Source organism: Variovorax sp. OV329 (assembly GCF_900114785.1).
Classification (GTDB): Bacteria; Pseudomonadota; Gammaproteobacteria; order Burkholderiales; family Burkholderiaceae_C; genus Variovorax.
Window position 1 is genome coordinate 1 of the sequence record NZ_FOUG01000025.1, and the last position, 15,293, is coordinate 15,293.

Annotated in this window: 13 protein-coding genes and 1 pseudogene; 7 read left to right on the plus strand and 7 right to left on the minus strand. The window is 69.9% G+C overall.

Features of this window, described 5'->3' with window-relative positions; all coding sequences use genetic code 11:
- Positions 1 to 100 (plus strand): annotated as a pseudogene (locus BM345_RS29910) (IS481 family transposase); the annotation flags it as partial.
- Here the strand turns inward: BM345_RS29910 and BM345_RS27140 are convergent.
- The 3 genes from BM345_RS27140 to BM345_RS27150 are packed head-to-tail and all read right to left on the minus strand — an operon-like array spanning position 97 to position 3,336.
- Positions 97 to 1,278, minus strand: a complete 1,182-nt coding sequence (locus BM345_RS27140; protein WP_175545167.1) for a CaiB/BaiF CoA transferase family protein — start codon at positions 1,276 to 1,278, stop codon at positions 97 to 99. The pseudogene BM345_RS29910 and the gene BM345_RS27140 overlap by 4 nt on opposite strands.
- Positions 1,279 to 1,295: 17 nt before the next feature.
- Positions 1,296 to 2,456: an acyl-CoA dehydrogenase family protein gene (locus BM345_RS27145; protein WP_093386270.1), complete on the minus strand. Its 1,161-nt coding sequence runs from the start codon at positions 2,454 to 2,456 to the stop codon at positions 1,296 to 1,298.
- Between the two features lie 28 nt (positions 2,457 to 2,484).
- Positions 2,485 to 3,336: an HTD2 family dehydratase gene (locus BM345_RS27150; RefSeq protein WP_093386273.1), complete on the minus strand. Its 852-nt coding sequence runs from the start codon at positions 3,334 to 3,336 to the stop codon at positions 2,485 to 2,487.
- Between the two features lie 99 nt (positions 3,337 to 3,435).
- Here BM345_RS27150 and BM345_RS27155 point away from each other — a divergent pair, with 99 nt between their 5' ends.
- From BM345_RS27155 to paoC, 5 genes are all read left to right on the plus strand, one after another.
- Positions 3,436 to 4,377 (plus strand): LysR substrate-binding domain-containing protein, encoded by a 942-nt coding sequence (locus BM345_RS27155; protein ID WP_093386276.1) that lies wholly within the window; start codon positions 3,436 to 3,438, stop codon positions 4,375 to 4,377.
- Positions 4,378 to 4,489: 112 nt separating this feature from the next.
- Entirely contained in the window at positions 4,490 to 6,364 is a 1,875-nt protein-coding gene (locus BM345_RS27160; RefSeq protein WP_093386278.1) for a PAS domain-containing hybrid sensor histidine kinase/response regulator, read from the plus strand.
- Positions 6,365 to 6,539: 175 nt separating this feature from the next.
- Entirely contained in the window at positions 6,540 to 7,232 is a 693-nt protein-coding gene (paoA, locus tag BM345_RS27165) for an aldehyde dehydrogenase iron-sulfur subunit PaoA (RefSeq protein WP_093386281.1), read from the plus strand.
- Positions 7,229 to 8,185, plus strand: a complete 957-nt coding sequence (locus BM345_RS27170) for an FAD binding domain-containing protein (RefSeq protein WP_093386283.1) — start codon at positions 7,229 to 7,231, stop codon at positions 8,183 to 8,185. Before paoA ends, BM345_RS27170 begins: the two co-directional genes overlap by 4 nt.
- Positions 8,182 to 10,386, plus strand: coding sequence for an aldehyde oxidoreductase molybdenum-binding subunit PaoC (gene paoC / locus BM345_RS27175; protein WP_093386286.1), 2,205 nt, complete (start codon positions 8,182 to 8,184; stop codon positions 10,384 to 10,386). The genes BM345_RS27170 and paoC overlap by 4 nt, the downstream gene beginning before the upstream one ends.
- A 9-nt stretch (positions 10,387 to 10,395) precedes the next feature.
- Here the strand turns inward: paoC and BM345_RS27180 are convergent, their stop codons facing one another.
- Entirely contained in the window at positions 10,396 to 11,880 is a 1,485-nt protein-coding gene (locus BM345_RS27180; protein WP_254790024.1) for a coniferyl aldehyde dehydrogenase, read from the minus strand.
- Between the two features lie 125 nt (positions 11,881 to 12,005).
- Here BM345_RS27180 and BM345_RS27185 point away from each other — a divergent pair, with 125 nt between their 5' ends.
- Complete coding sequence (locus BM345_RS27185; protein WP_093386290.1) at positions 12,006 to 13,061, plus strand: AraC family transcriptional regulator; 1,056 nt, start codon at positions 12,006 to 12,008, stop codon at positions 13,059 to 13,061.
- 6 nt (positions 13,062 to 13,067) lie between these two features.
- Here the strand turns inward: BM345_RS27185 and BM345_RS27190 are convergent, their stop codons facing one another.
- From BM345_RS27190 to BM345_RS27200, 3 genes are all read right to left on the minus strand, one after another.
- Complete coding sequence (locus BM345_RS27190; protein ID WP_093386293.1) at positions 13,068 to 13,277, minus strand: hypothetical protein; 210 nt, start codon at positions 13,275 to 13,277, stop codon at positions 13,068 to 13,070.
- A 209-nt stretch (positions 13,278 to 13,486) separates the two neighbouring features.
- Positions 13,487 to 14,263 carry an enoyl-CoA hydratase-related protein gene (locus BM345_RS27195; protein WP_093386295.1) on the minus strand — a complete coding sequence of 259 codons (777 nt, stop codon included), beginning with the start codon at positions 14,261 to 14,263 and terminating at the stop codon, positions 13,487 to 13,489.
- 14 nt (positions 14,264 to 14,277) lie between these two features.
- A complete protein-coding gene (locus BM345_RS27200; protein ID WP_093386298.1) occupies positions 14,278 to 15,258 on the minus strand; it encodes a Bug family tripartite tricarboxylate transporter substrate binding protein in 981 nt (326 codons plus the stop codon).
- Positions 15,259 to 15,293: the final 35 nt, after the last annotated feature.

The following is a 15,293-nucleotide window of genomic DNA, read 5'->3' on the forward strand; positions in this document are numbered from 1 at the left end:
CCTGAGCTACTACAACGCCCGAAGGCCGCACTCGGCCTTGGGATACCAGCCGCCAGCCTCCCGCCTTGGCGGGAAGAACCTATTGCAACTCAACACCTAGATGGCGCCTTCGCGCCGCATGAATGCAATGTCGGGGTCCGGCCACCCCAGCTCGCGCAGGATGGCGTCGGTGTGCTCGCCCAGGGCCGGCACCGCATCCATGCGGGGTGCGTAGGCCTGCGTCCTGCCCGGCGGCAGGAGTGCCGGAATGGCGCCCTGCGGCGTGGGCACCTCGGTCCAGCGGCCGCGCGCGCGCAGTTGCGGATGGGCCCACACGTCGTGCATGTCGTTCACGCTCGCGTTGGCGATCTGCGCCTGCTCCAGCCGGGCGACCACCTGCTCCGCCGTCAGGCTGCCGAAGCATTCGACGATCAGCGCGCGCAACTCGTCCCGCTGCGCCACGCGCCTGGAATTGGAGGAGAAGCGCTCCTCTCCCGCCAGACCGGGCCGCTGCATCACCAGCCGGCAGAAGGCCTCCCACTCGCGCTCGTTCTGCACGCCCAGCATCACCGTGCGCCCGTCGCCCGCCGTGAAGGGGCCGTACGGAAAGATGGTGGCGTGCGCCGCACCGGCGCGCGGCGGGGGCGGGGCGCCCTCGAAGGCGTAGTACATCGGGAAGCCCATCCACTCCACCATGCTCTCCAGCATGGAAATGTCGATGCGGCTGCCCTTGCCGGTTCTTCCACGCTGCAGCAGGGCCGCCAGGATGCTGCTGTAGGCATGCATGCCCGCCGAGATGTCCGCGATGGAGCAGCCCGCCTTGGCCGGTTCGTCGGCGGAGCCGGTCACCGACAGGAAGCCCGCCTCGCTCTGGATCAGCAGGTCGTAGGCCTTCTTGTCACGATAGGGACCGTCGTCGCCATAGCCCGAGATGTCGCACACGACGAGGCGCGGGTGCTTCTCGTGCAGCGCCTCGAAGGACAGACCCAGGCGCCCGGCCGCGCCTGGCGCGAGGTTCTGCACCAGCACGTCGGCACCCTCCAGCAGCCGCGCAAGCACCTCGGCTGCCTTGGGATGCTTCACGTTCAGCGTAAGGCTTTCCTTGGAGCGGTTGGTCCAGACGAAATGCGAGGCCATGCCGCGCACCCGCTCGTCGTAGGCGCGCGCGAAGTCGCCCACGCCGGGCCGCTCGACCTTGATGACGCGCGCGCCCAGGTCGGCCAGCTGGCGGGTGCAGAAGGGCGCGGCGATTGCGTGCTCCAGCGTGACCACCGTCACGCCGTCCAGGGGCCGTGTCATCAGCGTGTCTCCCCAACTCAGAACGAGCGCGGCAGCCCGAGGATGTGCTCGGCCACGTAGGAATAGATGAGGTTGGTCGAGATCGGCGCCACCTGGTAGAGGCGCGTCTCGCGGAACTTGCGCTCGATGTCGTATTCCTTGGCGAAACCGAAGCCGCCGTGCGTCTGCAGGCACACGTTGGCCGCCTCCCAGCTGGCCTTGGCCGCCAGGTACTTCGCCATGTTGGCCTGCGCCCCGCAGTTCTGCTGCGCATCGAAACGGCGCGCGGCCTCGAAGCGCATGAGGTTGGCCGCCTCCACCTCGATGAAGGCATCGGCCAGCGGGAACTGCACGCCCTGGTTCTTGCCGATGGGCCGGTCGAACACCACGCGCTCGTTGGCGTAGTTGCGCGCCCGCTCGATGAACCAGTAGCCGTCGCCGATGCACTCGGCCGCGATCAGCGTGCGCTCGGCGTTCAGGCCGTCCAGGATGTACTTGAAGCCCCTCCCTTCCTCGCCGATCAGGTTCTCCTCGGGAATCTCCAGGTTGTCGAAGAACAGTTCGTTGGTCTCGTGGTTGACCAGGTTGGGAATGGGCCGCACCTCCAGCCCCTTGCCGATGGACTGGTGCAGGTCGACGATGAACACCGACATGCCCTCGGACTTCTTCTTCACCTCGGCCAGCGGCGTGGTGCGCGCCAGCAGGATCATCAGGTCGGAGTGCTGCACGCGAGAGATCCAGACCTTCTGTCCGTTGACCACCCAGCGTCCGTCCTTCTTCACCGCCGTGGTCTTGATCCTGGTGGTGTCGGTGCCGGTGGTGGGCTCGGTCACCGCCATCGACTGGATGCGAAGGCGCCCGGCGGCGATCTCGGGCAGGTACTTCTTCTTCTGCGCGGGGCTGCCGCTGCGCAGCAGGGTGCCCATGTTGTACATCTGGCCGTGCACCGCACCGGCGTTGCCGCCGCTGCGGTTGATCTCTTCCATGATGACGCTGGCCGCGGTGAGCCCCAGGCCGGTACCGCCGTATTCCTCGGGAATCATCGCGGCGAGCCAGCCCGCGCTCATCAGCGCATCGACGAAGGCCTCGGGGTAGGCCTCCTTGCGGTCGACCTCGCGGAAGTACTCGTCGGGGTACTGCCTGCACAGCTGGCGGATCGCGTCCCGGATCTCCTGGAACTCGTCGCTTTCGTTGAACATGGATGCTCTCTTTTCTGTCTGGCTTCAATCAATCAATGGTGGCGCTGGCTTCCATGGCCAGTTGGCCATCGGCATTGCGCGCCCACAGGCTGACTGTCTTGCCGTCCTGTGGGCGGCCGCATACCCAGAAGGGCGCGATGTCGAACAGCGGCTTCACCGCCCGGAAGCTGAACGCCTTCACCGTCGCCTGCGGCATTTCGCGGCGCAGCAGGTCCAGCAGCAGCGTGGCGATCAAGGGCCCGTGCACGACCAGGCCTGGGTAGCCCTCGACCTCGGTGACGTAGCGCCGGTCGTAGTGGATGCGGTGGCCGTTGAAGGTGAGCGCGGAATAGCGGAACAGCAGCACGTCGTCCGGGTCGATGCGGCGCGACCACGCCTCGCCTGTCGGCGCCGCCACGGGGGCCGGCGCTGCTTCGCCGGGCGTGGGCAGCTCCCGGTAGACGATGTCGTGCCGCTCCAGGATGGCCCGCTTGCCCTGGGTGCGCACCTCGTGGTCGACGTTGACGAAGACCAGCGGTCCGCTGCGACCCTCCTTGAGGCGCACGTCCGCGATGCGCGACGTGCGCGTCATGCGCTGGCCCGCGCGCAGCGGCGTGAAGAACTGCAGCTGGCTGCCCGCCCACATGCGGCGCGGCAGCGGCACCGGCGGCAGGAAGCCGCCGCGCTTCGGATGCCCGTCGGGGCCGATCTCCGATTGCCGCTGCACCGGCAGGAAGTAGAGCCAGTGCCAGCAGGGCGGCAGCGACGCATCGGGACCGATGGGCGGGTCGTCCCGGTCCAGCGTGGCCGTCATCGCCTGCAGCGGCACGGGCGTGACCACGTCCTCCGCGGTGACGCTCTGGCCGATCCAGCTGCGCAGGTGGTCGATGTCGATGCTCATCGTCGGGCTCCTTGTCTGCCCCCGATTGTGCGAAGACACGGCCTGCGTGTGAAATACATAATCGGGCTATCCGCTAGAGGAAATCCATATACCCTCGCCATGGAACTGAGACAGCTGCGCTACTTCATCGGGGCGGCCGAGGCCGGCAGCCTGCTCAAGGCCTCGGCGCGGCTGCACGTGGCGCAGCCGGCGCTCAGCCAGCAGGTGGCCGCGCTGGAGGCGGAAGTGGGCGCGAAGCTCTTCGACCGCTCCAGCCGCGGCGTCACGCTCACCGACGCCGGCAAGGTCTTCCTGGTGCATGCCCAGGTGGTGCTGGCCGACCTGGAGCGCGCGCGCGACGCGGTGCGCGAAGTCCATTCGGTGCCGCGCGGCGAGGTAGCCGTGGGCCTGCCCACCACCGTCGGCCTCACCGCCACCCTGCCCGTGCTCGGTGCCTGCCGCGCGCAGCTGCCCGAAGTGCGCCTCAAGGTGGTGGAGGCTTACAGCGGCTTCCTGCGTGAATGGCTGCTGTCGGGACGGCTGGACGTGGCGGTGCTCTTCGGCGACGCCCCCGAGCCCGGCCTGTACAAGGAGGTGCTGCTGGACGAATGGCTGGTCTTCGTCACCGGCCCCGAGGGCCCGCGGCTGCCGAAGACGCTGGCGCTGCAGGCCCTGGCGCAGTGGCCGCTGGTGCTGCCGGGCAAGGAGCACGGCCTGCGCCGCATCATCGACGAGGCCTGCGCGCCGCACGGCGTCGAGCTGAACGTCGTGGCCGAGATCGAGTCGCTGCGCAGCGTCAAGCTGGCGGCCCAGCACGGCCTGGGCGCCACCATCCTGCCCATGGCCGCGGTGGCCGAGGAAGTGGCCGCGGGCCAGTTGCGCAGTGCGCGCCTGGACAGCCCCGCCATGACCCGGCGCGTGGTGTGCGCCACCAGCACTTCGCGCCCTTCCACGCTGGCTCGCTCTGCCGTGCATTCGATACTGGTGGGCGTGGTGAAAGACATGGTCCGCTCGGGCGCCTGGCCCGCGCGCCGGCCGGTCGACAAGCCAGGCCGGGGCTGAACGCCGGCTCCTTTCGAGTATGGACGCGGGACTACAGCAGAAGCCGCCGCAGGCCTACAGGGCCGGCCCGTGCATGCGGTAGCTTCGCCAACCGGTTGGAACCCACAATGCGATGAATCAGCTCGAACACCCCGCCGGCACCATGAACGATGCGGACTACCGCCTGATCGTGGAGTCGATGCGGGACTACGCGATCTTCATGCTCGATCCGAGTGGCGTGGTGCTGAGCTGGAACCCGGGGGCAGAACGGCTCAAGGGATACACGACGCCCGAGATCATCGGCCAGCACTTCTCCCGGTTCTACCCGCCCGAACTGCTGGCCAAGGAATGGCCGCGCCACGCGCTGGAAACGGCCCGCGACACGGGCAAGTTCGAGGAGGAAGGCTGGCGCCTGCGCAAGGACGGCACGCGCTTCTGGGCCCACGTGATCCTCACCCGCCTGGACGGGCCCGACGGCCGCCTGCGCGGCTTTTCAAAGTTCACCCGCGACCTCACCGAGCGCCAGCAAGAGCAGGAGAAGCTGCGCGCCAGCGAGGAGCGCTTCCGCCTGATGGTGGAAACCGTCAAGGACTACGCCATCTTCATGCTGGACCCCAGCGGCCACATCGTCAGCTGGAACGCCGGTGCCCGTGCGACCAAGGGCTACGAAGCCACGGAGATCGTGGGCAAGCACTTCTCGATCTTCTACCCGCCCGAGGTCGCCGCCACCGGCTTTCCCGACCACGAGCTGAAGGAGGCCTACCGCACCGGCCGCTTCGAGGACGAGGGCTGGCGCGTTCGCAAGGACGGCAGCCGCTTCTGGGCCAGCGTGGTGATCACCGCGGTGCGCGACGCCTCGGGCCAGCTGCACGGCTACTCCAAGGTGACGCGCGACCTGAGCGACCGCCGCAAGATGTCGCAGCTGCAGGACGAGAACCAGCGCATGAACAACTTCCTGGCCGTGCTGGGCCACGAGCTGCGCAATCCGCTGGCGCCCATCGCCAACGCGGCCGAGGTGCTGAACCGCCGCGAGCAGTCGCCGGCCATCCAGCGGCTCTCGCAGATCATGCTGCGCCAGGTGCGGCAGATCACGCGCCTGGTGGACGACCTGATGGACCTGGGCCGCACCACCGGCGGCAAGATCCGGCTTGAGAGCCGCCCGGTGTCGCTGGCCGACGTGCTGGAAGAAGCCATGGAGTCCGCCCGCCCGGCGGTGCTGGCCAAGTCGCATTCGATCAGCCTGTCGGGCGATGGCTCCCAGCCCTGGATCCAGGGCGACCGCGCGCGCATGGTGCAGGTGGTGGTCAACCTGCTGAACAACGCCGTCAAGTTCACCCCGCCACAGGGCGCCATCTCGGTGTCGCTGGAGAGCGAGGTGGAGGACGCGTTGATCCGCGTGCGCGACAACGGCCCGGGCATCGCGCCCTCCGCCCTGCCCCGCGTCTTCGAGATGTTCCAGCAGGGCGACGAGCGCGCCCGCGCGCTGGGCGGCCTGGGCCTCGGGCTGACGCTGGTGCGCCAGCTGGTGCAGCTGCACGGCGGCGAGGTCACGGCGCACAGCAGTGGCATTGCCGGCGAGGGCAGCGAATTCACCGTGCGGCTGCCACGCATGGCCGCGCCGGTGGTCATCGGCAGCTCGGCGGAGACCCTCAAGCGGGTGCTCATCGTGGACGACGAGGAGGATTCCGCCGAGACGCTGTCACTGCTGGTGGAGGCCATGGGCTACGAGCCCTTCAGCGTGAGCGACGGCTTCCGTGCGCTGGAGGCCATCAAGTCCAGGCACCCGCACGTGGTGCTGCTGGACTTCGGGCTGCCGGGCCTCTCGGGCCTGGAGGTGGCGCGGCGCCTGCGCATGGAGGTGGCCGACCCGCCGCCCCTGGTCGCGGTGACCGGCCACGGGCAGGTGACCGACCGGCAGGCCAGCCTCAATGCCGGCTTCTACGCGCACCTGTCCAAGCCCGTGGACGCGGGCGAGCTGCAGCGCATCCTGGACAAGCTGCTGGGCTGAGGCCCAAAGCACTCGCGCCGCCGCTCCTACCGGAGCGACTACGCACAGTGCGCGCAACGTCCGACGTGCCGTGCGGCCCAGGCTTGCTACGTTGGCACCTTGCCTCCCGCCACCGCATCGTCGCGAAACCCTTGCGGCAGTCCGGGGGCCCGTTGCCTCCCCACGAAAGTCCTCCATGAACACAGACACCACATCGCCCTGCCCCGGCGGCAGCGGCGCGGCAATCACGCGCCGCAACCTGCTCGCGGCAGGCGCGGCGTCGGCCACGGCGGTGGCCGTACCCGCGACGGTTCACGCGCAGTCCCGGCCCCCCGCGACGCGCACGCCCAGCGGCGGCAGCGGCGACGGGGCCATCCCGATGGCGACGGTGACGCTGATCGTCAACGGCACGCGCCACCGCCTCGAACTGGACAACCGCACCTCGCTGCTGGACGCACTGCGCGAGCACCTGCACCTGACCGGCACCAAGAAGGGCTGCGACCACGGCCAGTGCGGCGCCTGCACGGTGATGCTGGACGGCCGCCGCATCAATTCCTGCCTGACGCTGGCGGTGATGCACGAAGGCGCCGCCGTCACCACCATCGAGGGCCTGGGCACGCCCGAGCGCATGCACCCGCTGCAGGCAGCCTTCGTGAAGTACGACGGCTACCAGTGCGGCTACTGCACGCCGGGCCAGATCTGCTCGGCCGTGGGCATGCTGGACGAGCTGCGCGCCGGCGTGCCCAGCCACGTCACCGCCGACCTCAACACACGGCCGCTGCTGTCGGCGGACGAGCTTCGCGAGCGCATGAGCGGCAACATCTGCCGCTGCGGCGCCTATTCCAACATCGTCGAGGCCATCACCGACGTCGCGGGAGGCCGCTCATGATCCCCTTTGCCTACCAGCGGGCGCGCACGCCCGCCGAAGCAGCCGCCGCGGTGGCCCGCAATCCGGACGCGCGCTTCATCGCCGGCGGCACCAACCTGCTGGACCTGATGAAGCTGCAGATCGAGACGCCCACGCAGCTGGTGGACGTGAACGGCCTGGGCCTGGACAAGATCGAGTCCGGCCCGGACGGCGGCCTGCGCATCGGCGCGCTGGTGCGCAACACCGACCTGGCGGCCGACGAACGCGTGCGGCGCGACTACGCCGTGCTGTCGCGCGCGCTGCTGGCCGGCGCATCGGGCCAGCTGCGCAACCGCGCGACCACCGGCGGCAACCTGCTGCAGCGCACCCGCTGCCCCTACTTCTACGACACGCGCCAGCCCTGCAACAAGCGCCAGCCCGGCAGCGGCTGCGGCGCGCTTGCGGGCGTGAGTCGGCAGAACGCAGTGATCGGCGGCACCCAGGCCTGCATCGCCACGCATCCCAGCGACATGGCGGTGGCCATGCGCGCGCTGGACGCGACGGTGGAGACCGTGCAGCCCAGCGGCCAGATGCGCCGCATCCCCATCGCCGACTTCCACAAGCTGCCCGGCAACACGCCGCAGGTGGAGACCACGCTGGCGCACGGCGAATTCATCACCGCGGTGACGCTGCCGCGCCCGGTGGGCGGCGTGCAGCTCTACCAGAAGGTGCGCGACCGGGCTTCCTACGCCTTCGCACTGGTGTCGGTCGCCGCCATCGTGCAGAAGGACGGCAGCGGCCGCGTCGCGCTGGGCGGCGTGGCCCACAAGCCCTGGCGCGACGAGGCGGCGGAAGCCGAGCTGCCGCGCGGCGCCCAGGCCATGGCGGCCCGGCTGCTGCAGGGCGCACAGCCCACGCCCGAGAACGCCTTCAAGGTGCAGCTGGCCGAGCGCACGCTGCAGTCCGTTCTGAACCAGGCCAGGGGACAGGCATGAAATTCGACACCCCCGCCACCACCAACCCGATCGACCGGATGAAGGTCATCGGCCAGCCGACCGACCGCATCGACGGCCCCTTGAAGACCACCGGCACCGCACGCTACGCCTACGAGTACCACGAGGAGGTGCCGGGCGCGCCGGCCTACGGCGTGATCGTGGGCGCGGGCATCGCCAAGGGCCGCGTCGTCTCCATGGACCTCAAGGCCGCGCAGGCCGCGCCCGGCGTGCTGGGCATCGTCACCGCCGAGACCGCCGGCAAGCTGGGCAAGGGCAAGTTCAACACCGCGCGCATGCTCGCCGGCCCCGGCGTGGAGCACTACCACCAGGCCGTGGCGCTGGTGGTGGCGCAGACCTTCGAGCAGGCACGCGCTGCCGCCGAACTGGTGCGCGTCGACTACGAAGTCAGCCGCGGCGCCTTCGACCTGGAGGCAGCCCGGCCCTCGGCCTCGGTGCCGCAGGACGAACAGCCGGCGGACACCCGCGCGGGCGACTTCAGCACCGGCTTCGCATCGGCCCCGGTGCAGTTCGACGCCAGCTACACCACGCCCGACCAGGCCCACGCGATGATGGAACCGCACGCCACCATCGCGGCCTGGGAAGGCGACAAGCTCACCGTCTGGACCGCCAACCAGATGGTCGACTGGAGCACCGGCGACCTCGCCAAGACGCTCAACCTCCAGAAGAACCAGGTGCGCCTGATCTCGCGCTACGTGGGCGGCGGCTTCGGCGGCAAGCTCTTCGTGCGCGCCGACGTGGTGATGGCCGCGCTGGGCGCGCGCGCCGTGCGGCGGCCGGTGAAGGTGGCGCTGGCGCGGCCCATGATCTTCAACAACACCACGCACCGGCCCGCCACCGTGCAGCGCATCCGCATCGGCGCCGGGCGCGACGGCCGCATCGTGGCCATGGCGCACGAGAGCTGGTCTGGCGACCTGCCCGGCGGCAAGCCGGAGATGGCGGTGGCGCAGACGCGGCTGCTGTATGCGGGGCCGCATCGCCTCACTGCCACGCGCCTGGCAGTGCTGGACCTGCCCGAGGGCAACGCGATGCGCGCGCCCGGCGAGGCACCGGGCCTGATGGCGCTGGAGATCGCCATGGACGAGATGGCCGAGAAGCTGGGCCTGGACCCGGTCGAGTTCCGTGTGCGCAACGACACGCAGGTGGACCCCGAGAAACCGCAGCGACCGTTCTCGCAGCGCCAGCTGGTGCAGTGCATGCAGCTGGGCGCCGAGCGCTTCGGCTGGAGCAAGCGGCAGGCGCGGCCGGCCAGCGTGCGCGAAGGCCGCTGGCTGGTGGGCATGGGCATGGCGGCGGCCTTCCGCAACAACCTGCTGACCAAGTCGGCCGCCCGCGTGCGGCTGGATGCGCGCGGCATGGTGATCGTCGAGACCGACATGACCGACATCGGCACCGGCAGCTACACCATCATTGCGCAGACGGCCGCCGAGATGATGGGCGTGCCGCTGGAGCGCGTGCAGGTGCGGCTGGGCGACTCCAGCTTTCCGGTGTCCGCCGGTTCGGGCGGCCAGTGGGGCGCCAACAACTCGACCTCGGGCGTGTACGCGGCCTGCGTGAAGCTGCGCGAGGCCGTGGCCCAGCGCCTGGGCATGAATGCCGCCGAGGCCAACTTCGCCGACGGCAAGGTCAGCGCGGGCGGGCGCGCCGTGCCGCTGGCCGAGGCGGCGGCAGCGGGCGAGCTGGTCGCCGAAGACGCCATCGAATATGGCGAGCTGGACAAGAAGTACCAGCAGTCCACCTTCGGCGCGCACTTCGCCGAGGTGCGGGTGGACAGCTACACCGGCGAGGTGCGGGTGCGCCGCATGCTGGCGGTGTGCGCGGCCGGGCGCATCCTCAACCCCAAGTCGGCGCGCAGCCAGGTGATCGGCGCCATGACCATGGGCGTGGGCGCGGCGCTGATGGAGCACCTGGCCATCGACAAGCGGCGCGGCTTCTTCGTCAACCACGACCTGGCCGGCTACGAGGTGCCGGTGCATGCCGACATCCCGCACCAGGACGTGCTTTTCCTGGACGAGGCCGACCCCATCTCCTCGCCCATGAAAGCCAAGGGCGTGGGCGAGCTGGGCATCTGCGGCGCGGCGGCGGCGGTGGCGAACGCCATCTACAACGCCACCGGCGTGCGCGTGCGCGACTACCCGGTGACGCTGGACAAGCTGATCGGGCGGCTGCCGGACGCGGCCTGAGCCGCAGCCTCAGACGCGGCGCCCGGCGTCCAGCTTCGGATCGGCCTTGCCGAGGAAGAAGCCCATCGCCAGGCGCTGCACCCAGCTGCCGTAGGGCGGATAGAACAGCCCGATGGGGAAGAAGCGGTGCCGCTTGAACACGGTGCGCGCATGCGAGAGCTCGCGGAAGCCCTCCACGCCGTGGTAGCTGCCCATGCCGGAGTTGCCCACGCCGCCGAAGGGCGCGTCGTGGTTGACCACCTGCCAGCCCCAGTCGTTGATGGCCACGCTCCCCGACTGCGTGCGCGAGAGCACCGTGTCGCACTCGGCGCGGTCGCGGCTGAAGCAGTAGAGCGCCAGCGGATGCGGGCCGCGCCCGACGAGGGCGATGGCTTCGTCCAGCGTGTCGTAGGGGATCACCGGCAGGATGGGGCCGAAGAGCTCTTCCTTCATGAGGCGCATGTCTTCCGTCACGCCGGTGACGATGTGCAGCGGCATCTGCCGGCCGGCGCCCGCGGGCATGGGTCCGCAGGGAATCACCTTCGCTCCCTTGCTGCGCGCATCTTCCAGCAGCGCGCGCATGCGCGCGTACTGGCGCTCGTTGACGATGGCGGTGTAGTCCTCGTGGCCATCCACCTTGCCGCCGAAGAAGCCCTGGAAGGTGCCCTGCACGCCTTCGACGAACTGCTCCACGCTCTCACGCGGCACCAGCGCGTAGTCGGGCGCGACGCAGATCTGGCCGGCGTTGGCCGACTTGCCGTGCGCGATGCGGCGGGCCGCATCCGCGACCGGGTAGTTGCGCGTGACCAGCGCGGGCGACTTGCCGCCCAGCTCCAGCGTCACCGGCGTGAGGTTGTCGGCGGCGGTGCGCATCACGATGCGGCCCACGGCCGGCGAGCCGGTGAACACGATGTGGTCGAAGGGCTGCGAGGTGAACACGTTCGGGTCCACGAGCTCTTCGCCCACGAGCGCCACCAGGTCCTCGTCGAAGACCTCGGCCAGCATCGCCTTGAGCACCGCGTTGGTGGCCGGCGTGACCTCCGGCATCTTCACCATCACCCGGTTGCCCGCGGCCAGCGCGGCGGTGAGCGGGCCCAGCGCGAGATAGACCGGGAAGTTCCACGGCACGATCACCCCCACCACGCCCTTGGGCTGGTAGCGTACCTTCACGCTGTTCGTGAGGAAGAGCAGCTCGGTGCTGCGGCGGCTGTCCTTCATCCAGCGACGCAGGTGCGAGATGGCGTGGTTCAGCTCCAGCGTGCTGCCCAGCAGGTCCAGCATCTTCGATTCGGCATGCGAGCGATGTCCGAAGTCCTGGCTCATGGCATCGGCCAGCCGATCCTGGTAGCGCTGCACCTGGCGCTTGAGGGCCCGCAGGCGCGCGCGCCGCGTGGCGGCCGTCGGACAGGCGTCGGCGCCGAAAGCGGCGCGCTGGAGGACGAGCAGGCGCTGTACGCGCTCGTCGGCTTCGTCCATCCCGGTGGTCGGGGTTGCGAGGGTGGTCGTCAGATCCAAGGCAGGTCTCCGTTTTTTCCAGGGCGCACGGCCCCACCCCCGACTCTAGGGTCGGCGCGGATTCGCGCCCAGGTTCCGCTGCGACACATTCGGGGTGCCAAACTGCCACGCACAATCACGCCCTCATGCACGCCACGACCACGCTGACCCGTTACGACGCCGACCTCGACGGCCCGGTGCTGGGCATGCCGGGCGTCACGGCGCTGGTGGAGGTGCTGGCCGAGCGCGGCGTGCAGTTCGAAGACGTGCTGGCCGGCACCGGCATCACGCCCCCGATGCTGCGCGATGCCAGGGCGCGGCTGTCGCACCGGCAGAAGATGGCGCTGTTCACCAACGTGCAGCGCCTGAGCCCGGAGCCCGCCATCGGCCTGGTCGCCGGGCAGCGCCAGCGCATCTCGGATTTCGGCGTGTACGGCTACGGCGTGGTCACCAGCGCCACCTTCGGCGAGGCGGTGGACTTCGGCATGCGCCATGTGCGGCTGGCGGGGCCGGTGTTCGAGAAGCGATTCAGGGTGGAAGGCGGCACCGCCCTGTTCGAGGGCACGCCGATGTTCGAGCTGGGTCCGCTGCTGCCGCTGCTGACCGAGTTCTGGTTCAGCTCCATTTACACGCTGATGGGCAAGGTGCTGGAACGGCCTTTCGAGGCCCGCGCCCTTCTACTGCCGTATCCCGCGCCCGCCCATGCCGCGCGCTATGCCGAAGTGCTGGGCTGCGAGGTGCGCTTCGGCGCGCCGGTGATGCAATGGCAGTTCGACGCTGCCCTGCTGGCGCTGCCCCTGCCCAACGCCAACCCGATGATGGCCGGCGTGTGCGCCGAGTTCTGCGCCCGCATGCTCGAGAGCGTGGAGGCCGAGCCGGAGGTGGTGCGCGCCATCAAGGAAGCCTGTCTGGCGAGCCCCTCCGCGCTGCCCGGGGTGCACGAGATGGCGGCGCGCCTGCACCTGTCGCCGCGCACGCTGCACCGACGGCTGGAAGATGCGGGCACCAGCTACCAGGCGATTGCAGACGGCATCCGCCAGCGGCTGGCGGCGGAACTGCTGGAGCAGACGGACGTCGGCATGGACGAGATCGCCGAGCGTGTCGGATTCTCGGACGTCTCGAATTTTCGCAAGGCCTTCCGCAAGTGGACCGGCCGAACGCCCGCCGAGACGCGGGCCGCGCTGCGCGGCCGAAAGGACTGAACCGCCTTACCAGAAGCGCCAGAAAGGCTTCCTGGGCGGGGTGGGTTCGAGCGTGGCGCTCATGGTGGTCTGGCCGCTGAAGCGGCGACGCACCTCGCGCTCGTGCGCATGCGCCAGGCCGCGCGCGTCGGCGTGGCCGCGCAGCGCGAGCAGCCGCAGCTGGTGCGCGCGCTCCAGGAGGTCTTCGTCGGTCAGCTGGCCTGGCTCGGTCATCATGGTGCGGGAAATTCCTGGCGGCGCCCTGGCGGTGGATAAGCGATGTTCCTCGCCGGCGAGGGCGAGAACAAGGGCCAGGGCCGATTGCGGCTGTCCGTTTGGCCTTTGCGCAACAAACTGTATCTGATCTCCCCCATCGGGAGGAGGCGTGGAGAGCCATTTCCCAGTGTCGCGGGTGGTCAAGTGCGCCCGGGCGGCTTTTCCCCGGGTCAGCGGTGCGAGAACTCGGGCGCGCGTTTGGCCAGGAAGGCCTTCATGCCTTCGTGCGCATCCTCGCTCGCAAAGCGGCCGTAGAGCTGCCTGCGCTCGAAGAGGATGCCTTCGCCCAGCTGGCTCTCGTAGGCGCGGTTCACCGATTCCTTGATGGCGATGAGCGCAGGCAGCGAGTAGGCCGCGATCTCGCGCGCCAGCGCCAGCGCCTCGTCCATCAGCCGCTCGTCGGGCACCACGCGCGAGACCAGGCCATGGCGGTCCGCCTCCTGCGCATCGAGTTGCCGCGCCGACAGGCACATGTCCATGGCCTTGGCCTTGCCGATGGCGCGCGGCAGCCGCTGCGTGCCGCCAGCGCCGGGCAGCATGGCCAGCTTGACCTCGGGCAGCGCGAAGCGCGCGGTCTGGGCCGCGACCACGATGTCGCAGGCCAGCGCCAGCTCACAGCCACCGCCCATGGCGAAGCCGGCCACCGCCGCGATCACCGGCTTGCGCACGCGGCGGATGGTCTCCCAGTTGCGGGTGATGAACTCGCCCTGGCTCACGTCCATGTAGCTCCAGTCGACCATGGCCGCAATGTCCGCGCCGGCCGCGAAGGCCCTGGGCCCGCCGGCCAGCAGGATGGCGCCGATGCCCTCGTCCGCATCCAGCGACAGCAGCGCCTCGCCCAGCGCATCCATCAGCGCGTCGTTCAGCGCGTTGAGCTGCCGTGGCCGGTTGAGCGTGACGATGCCCACGCGGCCACTGCGCTCGACCAGGACGATGGCTTCTTCCACGGCGGTCTCCCTGTTCAGTCCACCGCGACCTTGCGGTCCCGGATCAGGGCGGTCAGCACCTTGCCCTCGTCGTCCAGCAGCTTGCGGAAGGCCACCGAGTCCATGGGGGCGGGCTCCGCGCCCAGGTCGGCGAATCGCTGCCGGATGGCGGGCTGCGCCAGCGTGCGTGCCAGTTCGCGGTTCAGCCGCGCGATGATGTCCGGCGAGATGCCGTTGGGCGCCCACACGCCGAACCAGATGTCCATCTCCGCGCCCTCGATGCCTTGCTCGGCCAGCGTGGGCGCATCGGGGAAAAAGGGCGAACGCTTTGCACTGGCCACGCCCAGCAGCTTCACCTTGCCGGTGCGGATGTGCGGAAAGGCGATCCCCGGGTCGAACACGTAGTCCACCTGCCCGGCCATCACGTCCTGAAGCGCCGGCGCGGCGCCGCGGTAAGGGATGTGCGTGGCGAAGATGCCGGTCTGCTGCTTGAACAGTTCGGCCGCCAGGTGCGGCGGCGTGCCGGTGCCGGCCGAAGCGTAGGAGAGCTTCCCGGGGTTGGCCTTGCCGTAGGCGACCAGGCCCTTCGCGTCCTTCACCTCCAGGCTGTTGCGGGCCACCACGTACATCGCGCTGCGGCCCACCGCGCCCACGGGCGTGAGGTCCTTGGCCGGGTTGAAGCTGGCCTTGAAGAGCGATGGGTTGGCCGTCTCCACCGAGGTGGGTGCCACCAGCAGCGTGTAGCCATCGGGCGTGGCCTTGACCACGTCCTGCGCGGCCAGGTTGCCGCTGGCGCCGGGCTTGTTGTCCACGATCACGCTCTGGCCGAGCGCCTCGGTCAGCACCTGCGACATGGTGCGCGCCATCACGTCGGTGGTGCCGCCGGGCGCGAAGCCCACCACCAGCCGGATCGGCCGGGCCGGCCAGGCGGCCTGCGCCTGCGCGCCCGCATGCACGCTCATCAGGCAAAGCGCGGCCGACGCGGCCGCCAGGGCGCGGGAAAGAAATCCATTCATGTCTTGTCTCCTGTCTTCTCTTCTTGCTGGGGGTG

Coding starts and splice junctions, on each gene's coding strand:
- BM345_RS27160 (WP_093386278.1), top strand. CDS start 4,490: ATGAATCAGCTCGAACACCCCGCCGGCACCATGAACGATGCGGACTAC.
- paoC (WP_093386286.1), top strand. CDS start 8,182: ATGAAATTCGACACCCCCGCCACCACCAACCCGATCGACCGGATGAAG.
- paoA (WP_093386281.1), top strand. CDS start 6,540: ATGAACACAGACACCACATCGCCCTGCCCCGGCGGCAGCGGCGCGGCA.
- BM345_RS27170 (WP_093386283.1), top strand. CDS start 7,229: ATGATCCCCTTTGCCTACCAGCGGGCGCGCACGCCCGCCGAAGCAGCC.
- BM345_RS27150 (WP_093386273.1), bottom strand. CDS start 3,336: ATGAGCATCGACATCGACCACCTGCGCAGCTGGATCGGCCAGAGCGTC.
- BM345_RS27185 (WP_093386290.1), top strand. CDS start 12,006: ATGCACGCCACGACCACGCTGACCCGTTACGACGCCGACCTCGACGGC.
- BM345_RS27145 (WP_093386270.1), bottom strand. CDS start 2,456: ATGTTCAACGAAAGCGACGAGTTCCAGGAGATCCGGGACGCGATCCGC.
- BM345_RS27155 (WP_093386276.1), top strand. CDS start 3,436: ATGGAACTGAGACAGCTGCGCTACTTCATCGGGGCGGCCGAGGCCGGC.
- BM345_RS27140 (WP_175545167.1), bottom strand. CDS start 1,278: ATGACACGGCCCCTGGACGGCGTGACGGTGGTCACGCTGGAGCACGCA.
- BM345_RS27190 (WP_093386293.1), bottom strand. CDS start 13,277: ATGATGACCGAGCCAGGCCAGCTGACCGACGAAGACCTCCTGGAGCGC.
- BM345_RS27200 (WP_093386298.1), bottom strand. CDS start 15,258: ATGAATGGATTTCTTTCCCGCGCCCTGGCGGCCGCGTCGGCCGCGCTT.